Annotated in this window: 16 protein-coding genes; 1 reads left to right on the top strand and 15 read right to left on the bottom strand. The window is 66.8% G+C overall.

Annotated features, from left to right (window positions below; translation table 11 throughout):
* Window positions 1-2: 2 nt before the first annotated feature.
* From ABD927_RS09675 to ABD927_RS09605, 15 genes are all read right to left on the bottom strand, one after another.
* On the bottom strand, window positions 3-1,505 hold the full coding sequence (locus ABD927_RS09675) for an NADH-quinone oxidoreductase subunit M (protein WP_345248794.1): 1,503 nt from the start codon (window positions 1,503-1,505) through the stop codon (window positions 3-5).
* Window positions 1,502-3,583, bottom strand: a complete 2,082-nt coding sequence (nuoL, locus tag ABD927_RS09670; protein ID WP_345248735.1) for an NADH-quinone oxidoreductase subunit L — start codon at window positions 3,581-3,583, stop codon at window positions 1,502-1,504. The genes ABD927_RS09675 and nuoL overlap by 4 nt, the downstream gene beginning before the upstream one ends.
* A gap of 27 nt (window positions 3,584-3,610) precedes the next feature.
* Window positions 3,611-3,919: an NADH-quinone oxidoreductase subunit NuoK gene (nuoK, locus tag ABD927_RS09665; RefSeq protein ID WP_345248733.1), complete on the bottom strand. Its 309-nt coding sequence runs from the start codon at window positions 3,917-3,919 to the stop codon at window positions 3,611-3,613.
* Window positions 3,916-4,563, bottom strand: coding sequence for an NADH-quinone oxidoreductase subunit J (locus tag ABD927_RS09660; RefSeq protein ID WP_345248731.1), 648 nt, complete (start codon window positions 4,561-4,563; stop codon window positions 3,916-3,918). Before ABD927_RS09660 ends, nuoK begins: the two co-directional genes overlap by 4 nt.
* Window positions 4,564-4,600: 37 nt before the next feature.
* Window positions 4,601-5,089: an NADH-quinone oxidoreductase subunit NuoI gene (nuoI, locus tag ABD927_RS09655; RefSeq protein ID WP_345248729.1), complete on the bottom strand. Its 489-nt coding sequence runs from the start codon at window positions 5,087-5,089 to the stop codon at window positions 4,601-4,603.
* Window positions 5,090-5,130: 41 nt separating this feature from the next.
* Window positions 5,131-6,204: an NADH-quinone oxidoreductase subunit NuoH gene (gene nuoH, locus ABD927_RS09650; RefSeq protein ID WP_345248727.1), complete on the bottom strand. Its 1,074-nt coding sequence runs from the start codon at window positions 6,202-6,204 to the stop codon at window positions 5,131-5,133.
* A gap of 1 nt (window position 6,205) precedes the next feature.
* Window positions 6,206-8,536, bottom strand: a complete 2,331-nt coding sequence (gene nuoG / locus ABD927_RS09645; RefSeq protein WP_345248725.1) for an NADH-quinone oxidoreductase subunit NuoG — start codon at window positions 8,534-8,536, stop codon at window positions 6,206-6,208.
* A gap of 75 nt (window positions 8,537-8,611) precedes the next feature.
* Window positions 8,612-9,934 (bottom strand): NADH-quinone oxidoreductase subunit NuoF, encoded by a 1,323-nt coding sequence (nuoF, locus tag ABD927_RS09640; protein WP_345248723.1) that lies wholly within the window; start codon window positions 9,932-9,934, stop codon window positions 8,612-8,614.
* The gene (gene nuoE, locus ABD927_RS09635) at window positions 9,931-10,437 is read right to left on the bottom strand and encodes an NADH-quinone oxidoreductase subunit NuoE (RefSeq protein WP_345248721.1); all 507 of its coding nucleotides are present in this window, start codon (window positions 10,435-10,437) and stop codon (window positions 9,931-9,933) included. The genes nuoF and nuoE overlap by 4 nt, the downstream gene beginning before the upstream one ends.
* Before the next feature lie 31 nt (window positions 10,438-10,468).
* Window positions 10,469-11,722 (bottom strand): NADH-quinone oxidoreductase subunit D, encoded by a 1,254-nt coding sequence (locus ABD927_RS09630; protein WP_345248719.1) that lies wholly within the window; start codon window positions 11,720-11,722, stop codon window positions 10,469-10,471.
* A gap of 3 nt (window positions 11,723-11,725) precedes the next feature.
* Entirely contained in the window at window positions 11,726-12,319 is a 594-nt protein-coding gene (locus ABD927_RS09625; RefSeq protein ID WP_345248717.1) for an NADH-quinone oxidoreductase subunit C, read from the bottom strand.
* Between the two features lie 65 nt (window positions 12,320-12,384).
* Window positions 12,385-12,861 carry a NuoB/complex I 20 kDa subunit family protein gene (locus ABD927_RS09620; protein WP_087779235.1) on the bottom strand — a complete coding sequence of 159 codons (477 nt, stop codon included), beginning with the start codon at window positions 12,859-12,861 and terminating at the stop codon, window positions 12,385-12,387.
* Window positions 12,862-12,895: 34 nt separating this feature from the next.
* A complete protein-coding gene (locus tag ABD927_RS09615; RefSeq protein ID WP_345248715.1) occupies window positions 12,896-13,255 on the bottom strand; it encodes an NADH-quinone oxidoreductase subunit A in 360 nt (119 codons plus the stop codon).
* 301 nt (window positions 13,256-13,556) lie between these two features.
* On the bottom strand, window positions 13,557-15,221 hold the full coding sequence (locus ABD927_RS09610; RefSeq protein ID WP_345248713.1) for a methyl-accepting chemotaxis protein: 1,665 nt from the start codon (window positions 15,219-15,221) through the stop codon (window positions 13,557-13,559).
* 242 nt (window positions 15,222-15,463) lie between these two features.
* On the bottom strand, window positions 15,464-16,444 hold the full coding sequence (locus tag ABD927_RS09605) for a VTT domain-containing protein (RefSeq protein ID WP_345248711.1): 981 nt from the start codon (window positions 16,442-16,444) through the stop codon (window positions 15,464-15,466).
* A 252-nt stretch (window positions 16,445-16,696) separates the two neighbouring features.
* On the opposite strand from ABD927_RS09605, the gene ABD927_RS09600 reads away from it, so the two are divergent.
* On the top strand, window positions 16,697-16,987 hold the full coding sequence (locus ABD927_RS09600) for a DUF4148 domain-containing protein (protein WP_345248709.1): 291 nt from the start codon (window positions 16,697-16,699) through the stop codon (window positions 16,985-16,987).
* Window positions 16,988-17,113 lie beyond the last annotated feature (126 nt).

Here is a 17,113-nt window from a genome sequence, read left to right as displayed (position 1 = left end):
GCTTACAGTTTCGAGGCGGCGACGTGCTTGAGCAGCGCGTCGACCGAGACGTGCATCACATCGGTGAAGGGCGCGGGGTAGATTCCCATCGCCAGCACCGCGATCGCCATGATGCCGAGGATGAGGAATTCGCGCCGGTCGAGGTCGAGCAGTTCGCGCACGTGCTGGTTGCCGATCTCGCCGAACACCACCCGCTTGACCATCCACAGCGAATAGGCCGCGCCGAGGATCAGCGAAGTGGCGGCCAAGAGGCCGATCCAGAAGTTGTGCTGGACGGCGCCCAGGATCACGTAGAACTCGCCGACGAAACCGCTGGTGGCCGGCAGGCCGCTGTTGGCCATCGAGAACAGCACGAAGAAGGCGGCGAAGCGCGGCATGGTGTTGACCACGCCGCCGTAGTCGGCGATGCGGCGCGTGTGCATGCGGTCGTACAGCACGCCGATGCACAGGAACATCGCGCCCGACACGAAGCCGTGCGACACCATCTGCACGATCGCGCCTTCCATGCCGGCCGTGTTGAAGATGAAGAAGCCGAGGATGACGAAACCCATGTGGGCCACCGACGAATAAGCCACCAGCTTCTTCATGTCGTCCTGCACCAGCGCAACCAGGCCGATGTAGATGACCGCGATCAGCGACAGCGCGATCATCAGGCCGGCCAGGCTGTGCGAGGCGTCGGGCGCGATCGGCAGCGAGAAGCGCAGGAAGCCGTAGGCGCCCAGCTTCAGCATGATGGCCGCCAGCACCACCGAGCCGCCGGTGGGCGCCTCGACGTGGGCGTCGGGCAGCCAGGTATGCACCGGCCACATCGGCACCTTGACGGCGAAGGCCATCAGGAAGGCGATGAAGATCAGAATCTGTTCGGTCATGCCCAGCGGCAGGTTCTGCCAGGTGGCGATGTCGAACGAACCGCCCGAGGAGCGCCACAGGTAGACGAAGGCCACCAATGTGAGCAGCGAGCCCAGCAGCGTGTACAGGAAGAACTTGAAGGCCGCGTAGACGCGGTTGGGGCCGCCCCACACGCCGATCACGATGTACATCGGGATCAGCGTGGCTTCGAAGAAGAAGTAGAACAGCAGCCCGTCGAGCGCGGCGAACACGCCGATCATCAGCCCCGACAGGATCAGGAAAGCCGCCATGTACTGCGCCACGCGCTCGGTGATGACCTTCCAGCCGGCCAGCACCACGATGACGGTGATGAAGGCCGTCAGCAGCACGAACCACAGCGAGATGCCGTCCACGCCCAGGTGGTAGTAGCTGTTGATGAGCGGGATCCACGAGCTGCGCTCGACGAACTGCATGCTGGCCGTGGAAGGATCGAACCCGGTGTACAGCGGCAGCGTGACCAGGAAGCCCACGATGGCGCCCACCAGCGCCAGGACGCGGGTGGCGCCCGGGTTGCCGTCGCGCCCGAAGGCGAGCACCAGCAGGCCAAACACGATCGGCGTGCAGATCGCAAGCGTGAGCCACGGGAAAGAAGTTTGTGCCATGTCGCTTGCCATCAGTTCATCAGGACAAAGAACGTCACCAGGGCCATGATGCCGACGATCATGGCGAAGGCGTAGTGATAGATGTAGCCCGACTGCACGCGGCGCGCGACGCCGGCGAACAGGCCCACCAGGCGGGCGCTGCCGTTGACGATCAGGCCGTCGATCAGCGCGCGGTCGCCCAGCCTCCAGAACCCGCCGCCCAGCTTGCGGGCACCGGCGGCGAACACCGTTTCGTTGATGCGGTCCATGTAGTACTTGTTCTCGAGCAGGCGGTAGAGACCGCCGCAGCGTTCCTTGATCGCCGCAGGGATGGCCGGGTTGACGAGGTAGAAGTACCAGGCGGACACCACGCCGGCCACCATCAGCCAGAACGGCGCCGTGGTGAAGGCGTGCAGCCCGTAGGCGGCCCAGCCGTGGAACTCCTCGGCCAGTTCGCCCATCACGTGGTGCTCGGGCGAGAAGAAGATCGCGCCCTTGAAGAAATCGCCGAACAGCAGCGGGCCGATCGCCAGCGCGCCGATCACCACTGAGGGGATCGCCAGCAGGATCAGCGGGATCGTGACGACCGCCGGCGATTCGTGCGGCACGCCGCCGTGGTGGCCGTGCGCCGCGGGCTCGTCGACCACGTGCTCGGCGTCTTCATGGCCTTCGCGCACCGCCTGGGCGTGGCCCTCGTCGTCGTGACGCTGTTCCGCGTGCGCATGGCCGTGGCCGCTGGTATCGAAGCGCTCCTTGCCGTGGAACACCAGGAAGTACATGCGGAAGGAGTAGAAGGCCGTGACGAACACGCCGATCAGCGTCGACCAGTAGGCGAAGCCCGAGCCGAACACCTCCGAGGCCTTGGCCGCCTCGATGATGTTTTCCTTCGAGTAGAAGCCGGCGAAGAACGGCGTGCCGATCAGCGCCAGCGAACCCACCAGCGAGGTGATCCAGGTGATCGGCATGTACTTGCGCAGGCCGCCCATGTTCCGGATGTCCTGGTCGTGATGCATGCCGATGATGACCGAGCCGGCCGCCAGGAACAGCAGCGCCTTGAAGAAGGCGTGCGTCATCAAGTGGAAGATCGCCACCGAGTAGGCCGAGGCGCCCAGCGCCACCGTCATGTAGCCCAGCTGCGACAGCGTGGAGTAGGCCACCACGCGCTTGATGTCGTTCTGGATGATGCCCAGGAAGCCCATGAACAGAGCGGTGATCGCGCCAATGATGATGATGAACGACAGCGCCGTGTCGGACAGCTCGAACAGCGGCGAGAAGCGCGCCACCATGAAGATGCCGGCCGTGACCATGGTCGCCGCGTGGATCAGCGCCGAGATCGGGGTCGGGCCTTCCATCGAGTCGGGCAGCCAGACGTGCAGCGGGAACTGCGCCGACTTGCCCATTGCGCCCACGAACAGCGCGATGCAGGCCACCGTCAGCAGCATCCAGTCGGTGCCCGGGAAGGTCAGCCCGGCCAGCCGCCCGGCCTGCGAGAACACTTCCGTGTAGTTCAGCGAGCCGGCGAAGGCGAACAAAAGGCCGATGCCCAGCACGAAGCCGAAGTCGCCCACGCGGTTGACCAGGAAGGCCTTCATGTTGGCGAAGATGGCCGACGGCCGCGTGTACCAGAAGCCGATCAGCAGGTACGACACCAGGCCCACCGCCTCCCAGCCGAAGAACAGCTGGAGCATGTTGTTGGACATGACCAGCATCAGCATCGAGAAGGTGAACAGCGAGATGTAGGCGAAGAAGCGCTGGTAGCCGGGATCGTCGCTCATGTAGCCGATGGTGTAGATGTGCACCATCAGCGAGACCGAGGTGACCACCACCATCATCATGGCCGACAGCGTGTCGATCATGAAGCCGACTTCGAGCTTGACGCCGCCGATCGCCCCCCACTGGTAAAGGGTGCCGTTGAAAGTGTGGCCCGCCAGCACGTCGGCCAGCACGAAGCCGGAGCCGACCGCCGAGGCCAGCACGCCCAGGATGGTGACCACGTGCGCGCCGGAACGCCCGACCCAGCGGCCGAGGAAGCCGGTGCCGAACAGGCCCGCCAGGATCGCGCCGGCGAGCGGGGCGAATGCGATGAGTAGATAGAGCTTAGGTACGCTAGCCATGTCTTGGTTTTCTCGTAGCCCGGACCGTCAGCCCTTCAGCCGGTCGAGTTCATCAACGTTGATCGTGTTCAGATTGCGGAACAGCACAACCAGGATCGCCAGACCGATGGCGGATTCCGCCGCGGCCACGGTGAGGATGAAGAACACGAACACCTGTCCGCTCAGATCGCCCATCCAGCTGGAAAAGGCGACGAAGTTCATATTGATCGCAAGCAGCATCAACTCGATGGCCATCAGCAGGATGATGACGTTCTTGCGGTTCAGGAAGATGCCGACGATGCTGATCGCGAACAGGATCGCGCCCAGCACCAGATAGTGGCCGAGGGTCAGGGTCATGGTTGCGTTCCCTTGGAATCGGAGGCCGCAGCATCGGCGGCGGGCGCTTCCGGGACTTCGGTTTGCGAAGGGATGGAGACCAGGCGCACGCGGTCCTGGCGGCGCGCGCGGATCTGCTTGGACGGGTTGGTGACCCGCACGTCGGCGCGGCGGCGCAGGGTCAGCGCGATCGCCGCCACCATGCCCACCAGCAGCAGCACCGCGGCGATTTCGACCGCGTAGATGTATTCGGTGTACATCGCCACGCCGATGGCGCGCGTGTTGTTGAAATCTGCCGGCACCGGCGCCGGCGGGTTGGCCGGCGTCCAGTAGGCCCGCGCCAGCACGAAGGCCATCTCGGCCACCATGATGGCGCCCACCGTCAGCCCCAGCGGCAGATAGGACCTGAAACCCGCGCGCAATGTTTCGATGTCGATGTCGAGCATCATCACCACGAACAGGAACAGCACCATCACCGCGCCGACATACACCAGCACCAGCAGGATGGACAGGAACTCGGCCTTCAGCAGCATCCACAGCATGGCGGCGGTGAAGAACGACAGCACCAGGTGCATGACCGCGCTGACGGGGCTGCGCGCGCCGATGACGCGGAGCGCGGACACCACGAGGATGGCGGCAAAAATATAGAACAGGATGGCGGTCATGGCGTATTTATCTTGTACCGGTCCGGGTGGGTTTGCATTAGCGGTACTTGGCGTCTTGGGTGCGCCGCTGCGCGATCTCGGCTTCGTAGCGGTCGCCGATGGCCAGCAGCATTTCCTTGGTGAAGTACAGGTCGCCCCGCTTTTCGCCGTGGTATTCCAGGATATGGGTCTCGACGATGGAATCGACCGGACAGCTTTCCTCGCAGAAGCCGCAGAAGATGCACTTGGTCAGGTCGATGTCGTAGCGGTTGGTGCGGCGGGTGCCGTCCTCGCGCACTTCCGATTCGATCGTGATGGCCAGCGCCGGGCACACGGCCTCGCACAGCTTGCACGCGATGCAGCGTTCTTCGCCGTTCGGATAGCGGCGCAGCGCGTGCAGCCCGCGAAAGCGCGGCGACGACGGCGTCTTTTCCTCGGGGTATTGCACCGTGATCTTGCGGGCGAACACGTACCGCCCGGTCAGGCGCAGCCCCTTGAGGAGTTCGGTCAGCATCAGGCTGCCGAGAAATTCCTTGATTGCCTGCATGATTCAACCCTGCCTATTCGATGTATGCGCGATGCCCGCGGCTACTTCCAGATGTTCCACGGCGTCTGCATCCAGACCGCCACCACAAGCAGCCAGACCAGCGTGAGCGGAATGAAGATCTTCCAGCCCAGGCGCATGATCTGGTCGTAGCGGTAGCGCGGGAACGAGGCGCGGAACCAGATGAACAGCGACACCACGAAAAAGGTCTTGATGGCCAGCCACAGCCAGCCCGGCACCCAGGTGAACGGCGCGAAATCGAGCGGCGCCATCCAGCCGCCGAGGAACATGACCGAGGCCATGCACGACAGCAGGATCATGTTGGCGTACTCGCCCAGGAAGAACAGCGCGAACGCCATGCCGGAGTATTCGACCATGTGGCCGGCCACGATCTCGGATTCGCCCTCCACCACGTCGAACGGGTGGCGGTTGGTTTCGGCCACGGCCGAGATCACGTAGATCACGAACAGCGGCAACAGCGGCAGCCAGTTCCACGACAGGAAGGTCAGGCCGTGGCCGGCGAAATAGCCCCTGCCCTGCCCCAGCACGATCTCGCTCATGTTCAGGCTGCCCGACACCAGCAGCACCGTGACCAGCACGAAGCCGACCGCCAGTTCGTACGACACCATCTGCGCCGACGCGCGCAGCGCGCCGAGAAAGGCGTACTTGGAGTTGGAAGCCCAGCCGGCGATGATCACGCCATACACGCCCAGCGAGGTGATCGCCATCACGTACAGCAGCCCGGCGTTGACGTCGGCCAGCACCACCTCGGGCTGGAACGGCACCACCGCCCAGGCCGCCAGCGCGGGCATCAGCACCATCGCCGGCGCCACCACGTACAGCACCCGGCTGGCGCTGGTGGGCATGATGACTTCCTTGGTGAGCAGCTTGAGCACGTCGGCGAACGGCTGCAGCAGGCCCTTGGGGCCGACCCGGTTGGGGCCGCGGCGGATGTGCATCCAGCCGATCAGCTTGCGCTCCCAGTAGGTGAGGTAGGCCACGCACAGGATGATCGGCACCGCGATGCAGACGATCTTGATCAGCGTCCACACCACGGACCATGCCGTCGCGCCGAGCAAGTCGGTACCGCCGGCCTGAAGAACATCGATCCAGTGCATCTCAGGCACGCTCCACGCTGAGTTGTTCGAACGCGCCGCCCAGCGCGACGGTGCTGGCATGCGCGGCGGCGATCCGCACGGCGCCGTCGGCCACCGTGTCGTCTTGGTTCAGGAAAAGCTCCACCGAGCCACGCCGCGAGGCGATCTTCACCCGCTCGCCGGCGGCGATGCCCAGCCGCGCGAGGGTGGCGGCGCTGGCATGCGCCTCGGGCGCCGCGGCCGCCCGCGTGCGCTGCAGCGATTCGGCGCGCCGCACGATGGCGTCGCTGAAGTAGATCGGCACGTCGGCCACGCGCTCCAGGCCCTGGACGGCGGGCGCCGCCACGGCCGCCGGCGCGCCGAAATCGTTCGACAGGCGCGAGGCGGTGTCGTCGGCCAGCACGCCGTCGCGCACGGCCTCGGAGGTTTCCTCGTCGAAGCCCTGCAGGCCCAGCGTGTTGCCCAGCACCCGCAGCACCTTCCAGCCGGGACGGCTCTGGCCCAGCGAACGGACCGTGCCCTTGAAGCTCTGCACGCGCCCTTCGGCATTGACGAAGGTGCCGGAGGTTTCGGTGAACGGCCCGATCGGCAGGATCACGTGGGCCCAGTCCTGGGCGGCCGACAGGTAGGGGGTGAGCGCGACGTTGAATTCGGCCGCGCGCAGCGCCGCCAGCGCGGCGGCGCCGTCGTCGGCGTCGAGCTGCGGCTCGGCGTGCAGAACCAGGTAGCCCTTGAGCGGTTCGGCGAACATGCGGGCGGCGGTCTTGCCGCCCTGCTGCGGCACCGCCTCGGCCAGGTAGCCGCCCACGGTGTTGCCGCCTTCGGTCAGGAAACCGAAGCGGCCGCCGGCGGCCCGCGCCAGCGCCAGCCCGGCTGCGGCCAGCGCCGCGGCCTGCGGATGCCGCACGGCCAGGTTGCCCATCAGCACCGCGGTGTTCTCGCCCGAGGCCAGCACGTCCGCAAGTCGGCGCGCGGCGTCGCCGGGCTGCACGCCGGCGAACGCGGCCGGCACCTCGGCATCCTTGGCCCGGGCCAGCGCCACGCACAGTTCGGCCACCGCCGCCGGCAGCGCCGACGGCGCCACGGTGAGGCGGCCGGCCACCGGCATCAGCGGATCCTCGGCGCCGGCGTCGACCAGCACCACGCGCGCGCCGTTCTTGGCCGCCTGCCGCAGGCGCTGCGCGATCAGCGGATGGTCCTTGCGCAGGAAGGAACCGATCACCACCACGCGGTCGAGCTTGCCGATCTCGGCCAGCGGCAGGCCGAGCCACGGCACGCCGGCGCGCGCCGCGTCGAAGCCGGCGTCGGTCTGGCGCAGGCGGAAATCGATGTTGTCGGAGCCGAGCCCGCGCACCAGCCGCGCCAGCAGCGCGAATTCTTCGGTGGTGGCGTACGGCGCGGCCACCGCGCCCAGCTGTTCGGCGCCGTGGCGCTCGGCCACGCCGCGCAGCCCGGCCGCCACGGCCTCCAGCGCCTCGGGCCAGTCGGCCTCGCGCCAGCTGCCGTCGGCCGCGCGCAGCAGCGGCGCCGTCACGCGGTCTTCGCCGGCCAGCCCTTCATACGAGAAGCGGTCGCGGTCGCTGATCCAGCACTCGTTGACCTCTTCGTTCTCGAACGGCACCACGCGCATCACGCGGTCGTTCTTGACCTGCACCACCAGATTGGCGCCGACGCTGTCGTGCGGGCTCACCGACCGCCGCCGCGCCAGTTCCCAGGTGCGGGCGCTGTAGCGGAACGGCTTGGAGGTCAGCGCGCCCACCGGACAGATGTCGATCATGTTGCCGGACAGTTCGGATTCGATCGCGCGGCCGACGAAGGAAGTGATCTCGGCATGCTCGCTGCGGTTGAGCATGCCCAGCTCCATCACGCCGGCGATCTCCTGGCCGAAGCGCACGCAGCGGGTGCAATGGATGCAGCGCGCCATTTCCTCGGCCGACACCAGCGGGCCCAGGCTCTTGTGGAAGACCACGCGCTTTTCCTCGGTGTAGCGCGAGGTGGAGCCGCCGTAGCCCACGGCGAGGTCCTGCAGCTGGCATTCGCCGCCCTGGTCGCAGATCGGGCAATCCAGCGGATGGTTGATCAGCAGGAATTCCATCACGCTCTTCTGCGCCGCGATCGCCTTCTCGGACCGCGTGCGCACGATCATGCCGTTGCTGACCGGCGTGGCGCAGGCCGGCAGGGCCTTGGGCGCCTTCTCGACGTCGACCAGGCACATGCGGCAGTTGGCGGCGATCGAGAGCTTCTTGTGATAGCAGAAATGCGGCACGTAGAGGCCGGCCTTCTGGGCCGCATGCATCACCATGCTGCCCTCGGCCAGCTCCACCTTGTTGCCGTCGATCGTGATTTCAACCATCTCGTTTCCGTTGCCCCGCCGCGGCGGGGCCTATGCGTTTCGTTGGGTGCGCGGCGCGCTACCGGCCCGGGCGGGCTACAGGTAGTCGGGCACCGAGCAGTGCTTGTGTTCCACGTGGTAGACGAACTCGTCGCGGTAGTGCTTCAGGAAACCGCGCACCGGCATCGCCGCCGCGTCGCCCAGCGCGCAGATCGTGCGGCCCATGATGTTGCCGGCCACCGAGTCGAGCAGGTCGATGTCTTCCATCCGGCCCTTGCCGTGCTCGATGCGGTTCACCACCCGGTACAGCCAGCCGGTGCCTTCGCGGCACGGCGTGCACTGGCCGCAGCTTTCCTCGTGGTAGAAGAACGACAGGCGCAGCAGCGAACGCACCATGCAGCGGCTGTCGTCCATCACGATCACGGCGCCCGAGCCCAGCATCGAGCCGGCCTTGGCGATGGCGTCGTAGTCCATCGTGGTGTCGAGCATGATGTGGCCGGGGATCACCGGCGCGCTGGAGCCGCCCGGGATCACGGCCTTCAACTGGCGGCCGCGGCGCACGCCGCCGGCCAGTTCCAGCAGCTTGGAGAACGGCGTGCCCAGCGGCACTTCGAAGTTGCCGGGGTACTCCACGTCGCCCGACACCGAGAACAGCTTGGTGCCGCCGTTGTTGGGCTTGCCCACCTGCAGGAAGGCGTCGCCGCCGTTGCGGATGATCCACGGCACCGCGGCGAAGGTCTCGGTGTTGTTGATCGTGGTGGGCTTGCCGTACAGGCCGAAGCTGGCCGGGAACGGCGGCTTGAAGCGCGGCTGGCCCTTCTTGCCTTCCAGCGATTCGAGCAGCGCGGTTTCCTCGCCGCAGATGTAGGCGCCGTAGCCGTGGTGGGCGTGCAGCTGGAAGCTGAAGTTCGAGCCGAGGATGTTGTCGCCCAGGAAACCGGCGGCGCGCGCCTCTTCCAGGGCTTCCTCGAAGCGCTCGTACACCTCGAAGATCTCGCCGTGGATGTAGTTGTAGCCGACCGTGATGCCCATCGCGTAGGCGGCGATCGCCATGCCTTCGATCACGATGTGCGGGTTGTAGCGCAGGATGTCGCGGTCCTTGAACGTGCCCGGCTCGCCTTCGTCGGAATTGCAGACCAGGTACTTCTGGCCCGGGAAGGTGCGCGGCATGAAGCTCCACTTCAAGCCGGTCGGGAAGCCCGCGCCGCCGCGGCCGCGCAGGCCCGAGGCCTTGACCTCGGCGATCACCTGCTCCTGCGTCATGCCGGTGCCCAGGATCTTGCGCAGCGCCTCGTAGCCGCCGCGCTTGACGTAGTCTTCCAGGCGCCAGTTGCGGCCGTCCAGCCCGGCCATGATCTGCGGCGCGATGTGGCGGTCGTGGAACGCGGTGCTGATCGCCAGCTCTTGCGTAGCGTTCATTGTGCATCTCCGGCATTCGGCGCGGCGGCCTTCAGCTCGTCGATCAGGGCGTCGAGCCGGGCCTCCGACATCTGAATGCACATACGTTTGTTGTTCACCAGCAGGACGGGCGCGTCGCCGCAGGCGCCCATGCATTCGCCCTCGAGCACGGTGAACAGGCCGTCGGCGGTGGTTTCCTTGTATTCGACGCCGAGCTTTTCCTTCAGGTAGTGCGCCGCGCGTTCGCCGTCGCGCAGGGCACAGGGAAGGTTGGTGCAGACCGAGATCTTGAACCTGCCGGCCGGCTTGAGGTTGTACATGTTGTAGAAGGTGGCGACCTCCTGCACCGCGATCGGCGGCATCTGCAGATAGCTCGCGACCTCTTCCATCACCTCGGTCGACAGCCAGCCCTTTTCGTCCTGCGCGATGGCCAGCGCGGCCATCACGGCGGACTGTTTCTGGTCGGCCGGATACTTGGCGACCTCGCGGTCGATCTTCTTCAGGGCCTGTTCGGAAAGCAGCATGTTGGAATCCGGTATGGACACGTGGGCGGGCTCAGCGATCGATTTCGCCGAACACGATGTCCTGCGTGCCGATGATGGTCACGGCGTCGGCGATCATGTGGCCGCGCGCCATTTCGTCGAGCGACTGCAGGTGGGCGAAGCCCGGGGCGCGGATCTTGAGCCGGTACGGCTTGTTGGCGCCGTCGGAGACCAGGTAGATGCCGAACTCGCCCTTGGGGTGCTCGACCGCGCTGTAGGCCTCGCCCGGCGGCACGTGGAAGCCTTCGGTGAACAGCTTGAAGTGGTGGATCAGGTCTTCCATGCTCGACTTCATCTGCTGCCGGCTGGGCGGCGCCACCTTGTGGTTCGGGCTCATGACCGGACCCGGGTTGTTGCGCAGCCATTCCACGCACTGCCTGATGATGCGGTTGCTCTGGCGCATTTCCTCGATCCGCACCAGATAGCGGTCGTAGCAGTCGCCGTTGGTGCCGACCGGCACGTCGAACTCGACCAGGTCGTAGACCTCGTAGGGCTGCATCTTGCGCAAGTCCCAGGCGATGCCGGAGCCGCGCAGCATGGGACCGGTGAAGCCCAGCGCCTTGGCGCGCTCGGGGCTGACGATGCCGACGTCGACCAGGCGCTGTTTCCAGATGCGGTTGTCGGTCAGCAGGGTTTCGTATTCGTCGACGTAGCCGGGGAAGCGGTTGGTGAAGGCCTCGATGAAATCGAGCAGCGAGCCGGAGCGGTCGTCGTTGAGCGCCTTCATTTCCTTGGCGCTGCGGAACTTGCTTTCGCGGTACTGCGGCATCTGGTCGGGCAGGTCGCGGTAGACGCCGCCCGGCCGGTAGTAGGCCGCGTGCATGCGCGCGCCCGACACCGCCTCGTAGCAGTCCATCAGGTCTTCGCGTTCGCGGAAGGCGTACAGGAACACCGCCATCGCGCCCACGTCGAGCGCGTGCGAGCCGAGCGACATCAGGTGGTTCAGCAGCCGGGTGATCTCGTCGAACATCACGCGGATGTACTGGGCCCGCAGCGGCACCTCGATGCCGAGCAGCTTCTCGATCGCCATCACGTAGGCGTGCTCGTTGCACATCATCGACACGTAGTCGAGACGGTCCATGTAGGGCAGCGCCTGCAGGAAGGTCTTGTGCTCGGCCAGCTTTTCGGTGGCGCGGTGCAGCAGCCCGATGTGCGGGTCGGCCCGCTGGATGACTTCGCCGTCGAGCTCCAGCACCAGGCGCAGCACGCCGTGCGCGGCCGGGTGCTGCGGACCGAAGTTGAGGGTGTAGTTCTTGATTTCAGCCATTTTTTACCGCCCCATTCCGTAACCGTCTTCGCGAATGACACGCGGCACGATCTCGCGCGGCTCGATGGTCAAGGGCTGGTAGATCACCCGCCGCTGCTCCGGGTCGTAGCGCATTTCCACATTGCCCGACAGCGGGAAATCCTTGCGGAACGGGTGTCCGATGAAGCCGTAGTCGGTCAGGATGCGGCGCAGATCGGGATGGCCTTCGAACAGGATGCCGTAGAAATCGAAGGCTTCGCGCTCGTACCAGTTGACGCCCGGCCAGACTTCGACCAGCGACGGCACCACGGGCAGGTCGTCGTCGGGCGCGAAGGTGCGCACCCGCAGGCGCCAGTTGTGAGTGATCGACAGCAGGTGCAGCACCACGGCAAAGCGCGGCCCTTCGCGCACCTCGTTGCCGTAGGTGGAGTAGTCCACCCCGCACAGGTCGATACAGGTTTCGAAACGCAGCTCCCCGTCGTCGCGCAGGGCGAGGCAGGCCTGCACATAGCGGTCGGCCGGCACCTCGAGCGTGACCTCGCCGAGGGCGGCGGTCAGGCGGGCGTCTTCGCCGAATGCGCGGCGCAGGTTCTGCTGCAGGGTTTCAAGCTTGGTCATGGGCCTTCGTGCCTAATCTTCGTGCCTGGTTTCATTGCGGCGGCGGCGCCGGGCCGCCACGCCGTTCAGCGCGCGATGGTGTTGGTGCGCCGGATCTTGTTCTGCAGCTGCAGCAGGCCGTAGACCAGCGCCTCTGCCGTGGGCGGACAGCCCGGCACGTAGACGTCGACCGGCACGATGCGGTCGCAGCCGCGCACCACCGAGTACGAATAGTGGTAATAGCCGCCGCCGTTGGCGCACGACCCCATCGAGACCACCCAGCGCGGCTCGGGCATCTGGTCGTACACCTTGCGCAGCGCCGGCGCCATCTTGTTGCACAGCGTGCCGGCCACGATCATCAGGTCGGACTGGCGTGGGCTGGGCCGGAAGATGATGCCGAAGCGGTCGAGATCGTAGCGCGCCGCGCCGGCGTGCATCATCTCGACGGCGCAACAGGCCAGGCCGAACGTCATCGGCCACAGCGAGCCGGTCTTGGCCCAGTTGATGACCTTGTCAGCGGTCGTGGTGATGAAGCCTTCGTTCAGAATGCCGTCGATAGCCATGATAGAAATCCGGTGTGTGGGGCGCGGCGGGGAATCATTCCCAGTCGAGCGCGCCCTTCTTCCATTCGTAGACGAAACCGATCACGAGGATGGCGAGGAACACCGCCACGGTTCCGAAGCCGAGCAGCCCGACCTGGTGGTTGGCCATGGCCCACGGGAAGAGAAAAGCGATTTCGAGGTCGAACAGGATGAAGAGGATGGCGACCAGGTAGTAGCGCACATCGAACTTCATGCGAGCGTCTTCGAAAGCCTCGAAGCCGCATTCGTAGGGGGAGAGCTTTTCGGTGTCGGGGCGGTGCGGACCGACCACGGACCCCAGGAACATCAGCGCGAAACCGATGACGCCGCCCACGATGATGAACAGCAGTACGGGAAAGTAGCTCTCGATATTCATCAGGAAACCTGTAGAAGGCACAGGCGCCGCACGGATTGCGGCGCCGCGGCGGCCGCCGCTTAGAGCCTGTTTACGTTCTCATACATGCAGGCATGTATGTTTATACACAGCGTTTGGCCGCACGATTCGTGGAACGGGCGCTTGTGCGCTTTCCCATGATCGACGCCGGATCCACGCCGCATGTTCCGGGCAATAGCTTGCGTTGCAACTGTTACCCGCCCGAAAGTATAGCGCAAACCCGAATCCGCCCGAAACGCGCGAAAGCGGCATTTTGCCAGGGAAAAGCTGGTTTTTCGCTGTCTTACCGGACCCTGAACGCCTGCACCGTGCGGGCCACGTCGAGCGCCGCCTCGCGCACCCGGCCGGCCCCGCTCGCGGCCGCTTCCGACGCGCCCCGGTTGCTTTCGGCCATCCTGGCGACGGCCTCCACGTGGCCGGCCACGTCGTGGTTGATGCCGGTCTGGGCATGCAGCGCGCTGCCGATACGTTCCACCACCGCCGCAGCGTCGACCGCGCCCCGTTCCAGCCGCGACATGAACTCGCCGGCCTCCCGCGCGCGCGCCTGGCCGGCGTCCACTTCGGTCACCACCTGCCGCATGAAGCCGATCGCGGAACCGGTTTCGTTCACGATGCGCTCCACCGTGGCGGCGATTTCGTGGCTCGAGGCCACCGTCTTGCCGGCCAGGCCGCGCACCTGCTCGGCCACTACCGCGAAGCCGCGGCCCTGCTCGCCGGCGCGCGCCGCCTCGATGGCCGCGTTCAGCGACAGCAGATTGGTCTGGCTGGCGATGTCGGAAATGAGCCTGGAGATCTCGCGCACCGATGCGCTGTGCCGCTCCAGCGCGCCGATCGCCTCGGCGGCCCGGCCCACCTGGCGCGCCATCAGGTCCATCTGCCCGGCGGTCAGCGCGATGCGCTGGCCGCCCTCGGCCGCCAGGCCGCTGGCGTCGCGCGACAACTGCACCGCGCGCTGCACTTCGGCGTTCACCTCGTTCATGCTGTCGGCCACCTGCTGCACGGCGGCCGCCATCTCGGTGGCCGAACCGCTCTGGCCCGACGAGGCCTCGGCCACCTCGGCCGCGCGTTCGGACAGGCCGTCGGCGGTCGAGCGCATCGTCTCGGCCATGTCCTGCACCGCCGCCAGCGATTCGCGCATGCGCCCCAGCAGCGTGGCCAGCGCGCGCGCCATGTCGGCGATTTCGTCGTTGCCGCCGTTGGGCACCGGCACGGTGAAGTCCAGGTCGGAGGCCACCTTGACCAGCGTGCCGCGCAGGCGGCCCACCGAGGCCACGATGGCGCGCGCGGCGCTCCAGCTCCACAGCGCCAGCACCAGCACGGCGGCGGCGCTGGCGGCCGCGATCAGCAGCGCCAGGCGGCGGCCGCCGCGATCGAGTTCGGCCGCCCGCTCGGCGGCGCCTTTGGCGGTGGCCTCGGCCAGCTCCCGCATCGTCTGCTGGGCCCGTTCGTAGAACGGCTCCGAGTCCGAATAGGCGGCCTGGTATTTGACGAACAGGAACTTCTGCTCTTCTTCCGATTTGACGTTCACCAGCTGCTCCAGCAGCGTCGTCAGCGGCTTGTCCTTCTGGATCCAGGCCGCGAAGGCCGCGTCGAAGGCGGCCAGCGCCGCCTGTTCGTCCTCGGAAAACTCGACGCCGGCCAGCGCCTGGCGCGCCTTGTCCACCGATTCCAGCGCGCGCTTCTTGGACTGCAGCATGCGGTTCCATTCGTTCTGCGCCTGGATCGAATATTCGGAGGCCCACTGCAGCGGCTCGAGCGTGTGGCGCGCCACCTGGATCTGCCCTTCGCGCATCGTGCCGAGCTCGACCAGCGCCGGCAGCCGCCGCTGGGCGAACCCATTGGCCGTGGCCGTGAGGCGGTTCAGGCCGAACAGCGCGCCGCCGGCCACGATCGACAACGCGACCACGCCGGCCGCCCCCTGCAACATCAATTTGCTTCGTATTTTCATGACGCCCTGATTAAGATTCCGGACCTTGAAAGCACCGGCGGCGAGTCCCCGCAAGGAGAACTCGCCGCCGATGCCGCCGAGGTATCGGAGGGCGGCCGCGCGACTTGAAGGCTGTTACATGAATTAGAGAAGACAAATGAAATGCCCCCTACGCGCTTCGCGCGCCCCCTTGGGGCGGCACTGGCGGACCGGCGAAGCCGGATCCGCTGTGCCCTGGAAGGGAGCGGCGCGTGCTCGTGAGGCTAGGCGAAGCTACCGGGCGGGTCGATGATTTCCACGGCTTCGACGGCGTCGCCGGGCGCGGCGCCGGCGGCCAGGCGCTCGAGGGCCTGCACGCCGCCGGTCAGCACCCTCACCCGCCGGTAGCCGGCCTTGATCAGGCGCTTGGCGACCAGGGCCGCGCTGGCTTCGTTGGGACAGGTGCAGAAGGTGACGATGGTGTGGCCGTCGGCGGGCGGCGGCAGCACCGATGCCGGCGGCCGGCCGTACAGCACGACCGAATGCGGGAACTCGCGCGGGTCGCGCTCGCGCGCCAGCGGCGAACGGGCATCGACGATGATCAGGTGCGGATCGTCGCCCGCCATCATGGTTTCGAGTTCCTCCGGCGAGATCCGCACCAGCCGGTGCAGCCGCACCAGGCGCCAGCGCATCGCCAGCGCCCAGACCAGGTAGGCGGCCGCCAGCACCGCCACGATGGCGACCGTCCAGCCGCCGATCCGGCTCACCGCGTCGAGCGTGGACTCGATCTGCCGGCTGAAGACCGCGCCGATCAGGATGTAGGTGCCGCTCCACAGCGCCGCGCCGATCGCGCTGAACAGCGCGAAGCGGCCGTAAGGCAGGCCGCGCGCCGCCGCGGCCGGCACCGCCAGCGCCGACACGCCCGGGATGAACTTGGCGAACGCGAGGATGGCCGGACCGTGGCGCAGCGCCAGGCCGTCGGCGCTAACCACGCAGGATTCGGCCGACAGCGACAGCCTGCACACCAGTCCCAGCAACTTGTGGCCGTAGCGCCGCCCCAGCAAAAACCAGCCGTGATCGGCGAGCTGGCTGGCGACGATGGCCGCCAGCCACAGTTCGACCGGCGACAGCCAGCCGAGCGCGGCCAGCGCCCCGCCGCCCACCAGCACCGGCGACACCGGTACCGGCAGTCCGCTCTGCTGCGCGAGCACGACCAGGAACACCAGCGGTATGCCGCCGTGTGCGAGCAGATCCAGTACGTTCATGCGCGGGCCTTTGCGGATGGGCGGACATTTTAAGCAATGGGGATGCCCGGGCGGTATTCAACCCGGCCGCGGACGGGCCGGCCGCGGCCTTTCGTTTCTGCAAGCTGAATTGTTGCCGCCGTCCGAAAAGTCATTTCCGGCCGCACCGCCTTTTTATCCGTGGCCGCGGGCTCATCTTGATTACAGGCCGCCGATCGTAACCCCACGCCAAGACCGGCTGCCTTTCCCAATGTCGCATTCAGGAGATGCACCATGAAGACCATCGCTTATGCCACACTGATCGCCGTTTCGCTGGCCGCTGGCGCCGCCCAGGCGCAAGGCCCGAGCCGCACGCAAGTCGTTGCCGAGATGAAAGCCGCGCATGCCGCCGGCCTGCCCGACATCGGCGCCGACCTCCCGGCCCAGCCCTTCCCTGAACGCCACGGCCTCGATCGCGACCAGTTCGGCCCGCAGCGGCACGTCGCGACCTCGCGCGCCGATGCCACCGGCCGCGGCGCCCGCGTCTCGTTCGATAACCCGGACAACGTCTACGCCGGCGACTGACGCGCACGGCAGGCAGGCGGCACATCGCCAAGTAACTCAATTCTGCGAAAGTGCTGCCTGATCCTGCAAACCTCATACCGTACGGTCGGCAGGAGCCGTGGAAATGGGTAATCTTCGGGAAATCCC

Source organism: Pigmentiphaga soli, from assembly GCF_039541095.1.
In the GTDB taxonomy this organism is placed as follows: Bacteria; Pseudomonadota; Gammaproteobacteria; order Burkholderiales; family Burkholderiaceae_B; genus Pigmentiphaga; species Pigmentiphaga soli.
This window is presented reverse-complemented; position numbering and strand designations above follow the sequence as displayed.

Bases quoted from the DNA above. Each gene is read 5' to 3' on its own strand.
- nuoF (WP_345248723.1), bottom strand. From the start codon at position 9,934: ATGAACGCTACGCAAGAGCTGGCGATCAGCACCGCGTTCCACGACCGC.
- ABD927_RS09625 (WP_345248717.1), bottom strand. From the start codon at position 12,319: ATGACCAAGCTTGAAACCCTGCAGCAGAACCTGCGCCGCGCATTCGGC.
- ABD927_RS09610 (WP_345248713.1), bottom strand. From the start codon at position 15,221: ATGAAAATACGAAGCAAATTGATGTTGCAGGGGGCGGCCGGCGTGGTC.
- nuoI (WP_345248729.1), bottom strand. From the start codon at position 5,089: ATGCAGGCAATCAAGGAATTTCTCGGCAGCCTGATGCTGACCGAACTC.
- ABD927_RS09620 (WP_087779235.1), bottom strand. From the start codon at position 12,861: ATGGCTATCGACGGCATTCTGAACGAAGGCTTCATCACCACGACCGCT.
- nuoE (WP_345248721.1), bottom strand. From the start codon at position 10,437: ATGCTGCTTTCCGAACAGGCCCTGAAGAAGATCGACCGCGAGGTCGCC.
- ABD927_RS09630 (WP_345248719.1), bottom strand. From the start codon at position 11,722: ATGGCTGAAATCAAGAACTACACCCTCAACTTCGGTCCGCAGCACCCG.
- ABD927_RS09660 (WP_345248731.1), bottom strand. From the start codon at position 4,563: ATGACCGCCATCCTGTTCTATATTTTTGCCGCCATCCTCGTGGTGTCC.
- ABD927_RS09600 (WP_345248709.1), top strand. From the start codon at position 16,697: ATGAAGACCATCGCTTATGCCACACTGATCGCCGTTTCGCTGGCCGCT.
- nuoH (WP_345248727.1), bottom strand. From the start codon at position 6,204: ATGCACTGGATCGATGTTCTTCAGGCCGGCGGTACCGACTTGCTCGGC.
- ABD927_RS09615 (WP_345248715.1), bottom strand. From the start codon at position 13,255: ATGAATATCGAGAGCTACTTTCCCGTACTGCTGTTCATCATCGTGGGC.
- ABD927_RS09605 (WP_345248711.1), bottom strand. From the start codon at position 16,444: ATGAACGTACTGGATCTGCTCGCACACGGCGGCATACCGCTGGTGTTC.
- nuoK (WP_345248733.1), bottom strand. From the start codon at position 3,919: ATGACCCTGACCCTCGGCCACTATCTGGTGCTGGGCGCGATCCTGTTC.
- nuoL (WP_345248735.1), bottom strand. From the start codon at position 3,583: ATGGCTAGCGTACCTAAGCTCTATCTACTCATCGCATTCGCCCCGCTC.
- nuoG (WP_345248725.1), bottom strand. From the start codon at position 8,536: ATGGTTGAAATCACGATCGACGGCAACAAGGTGGAGCTGGCCGAGGGC.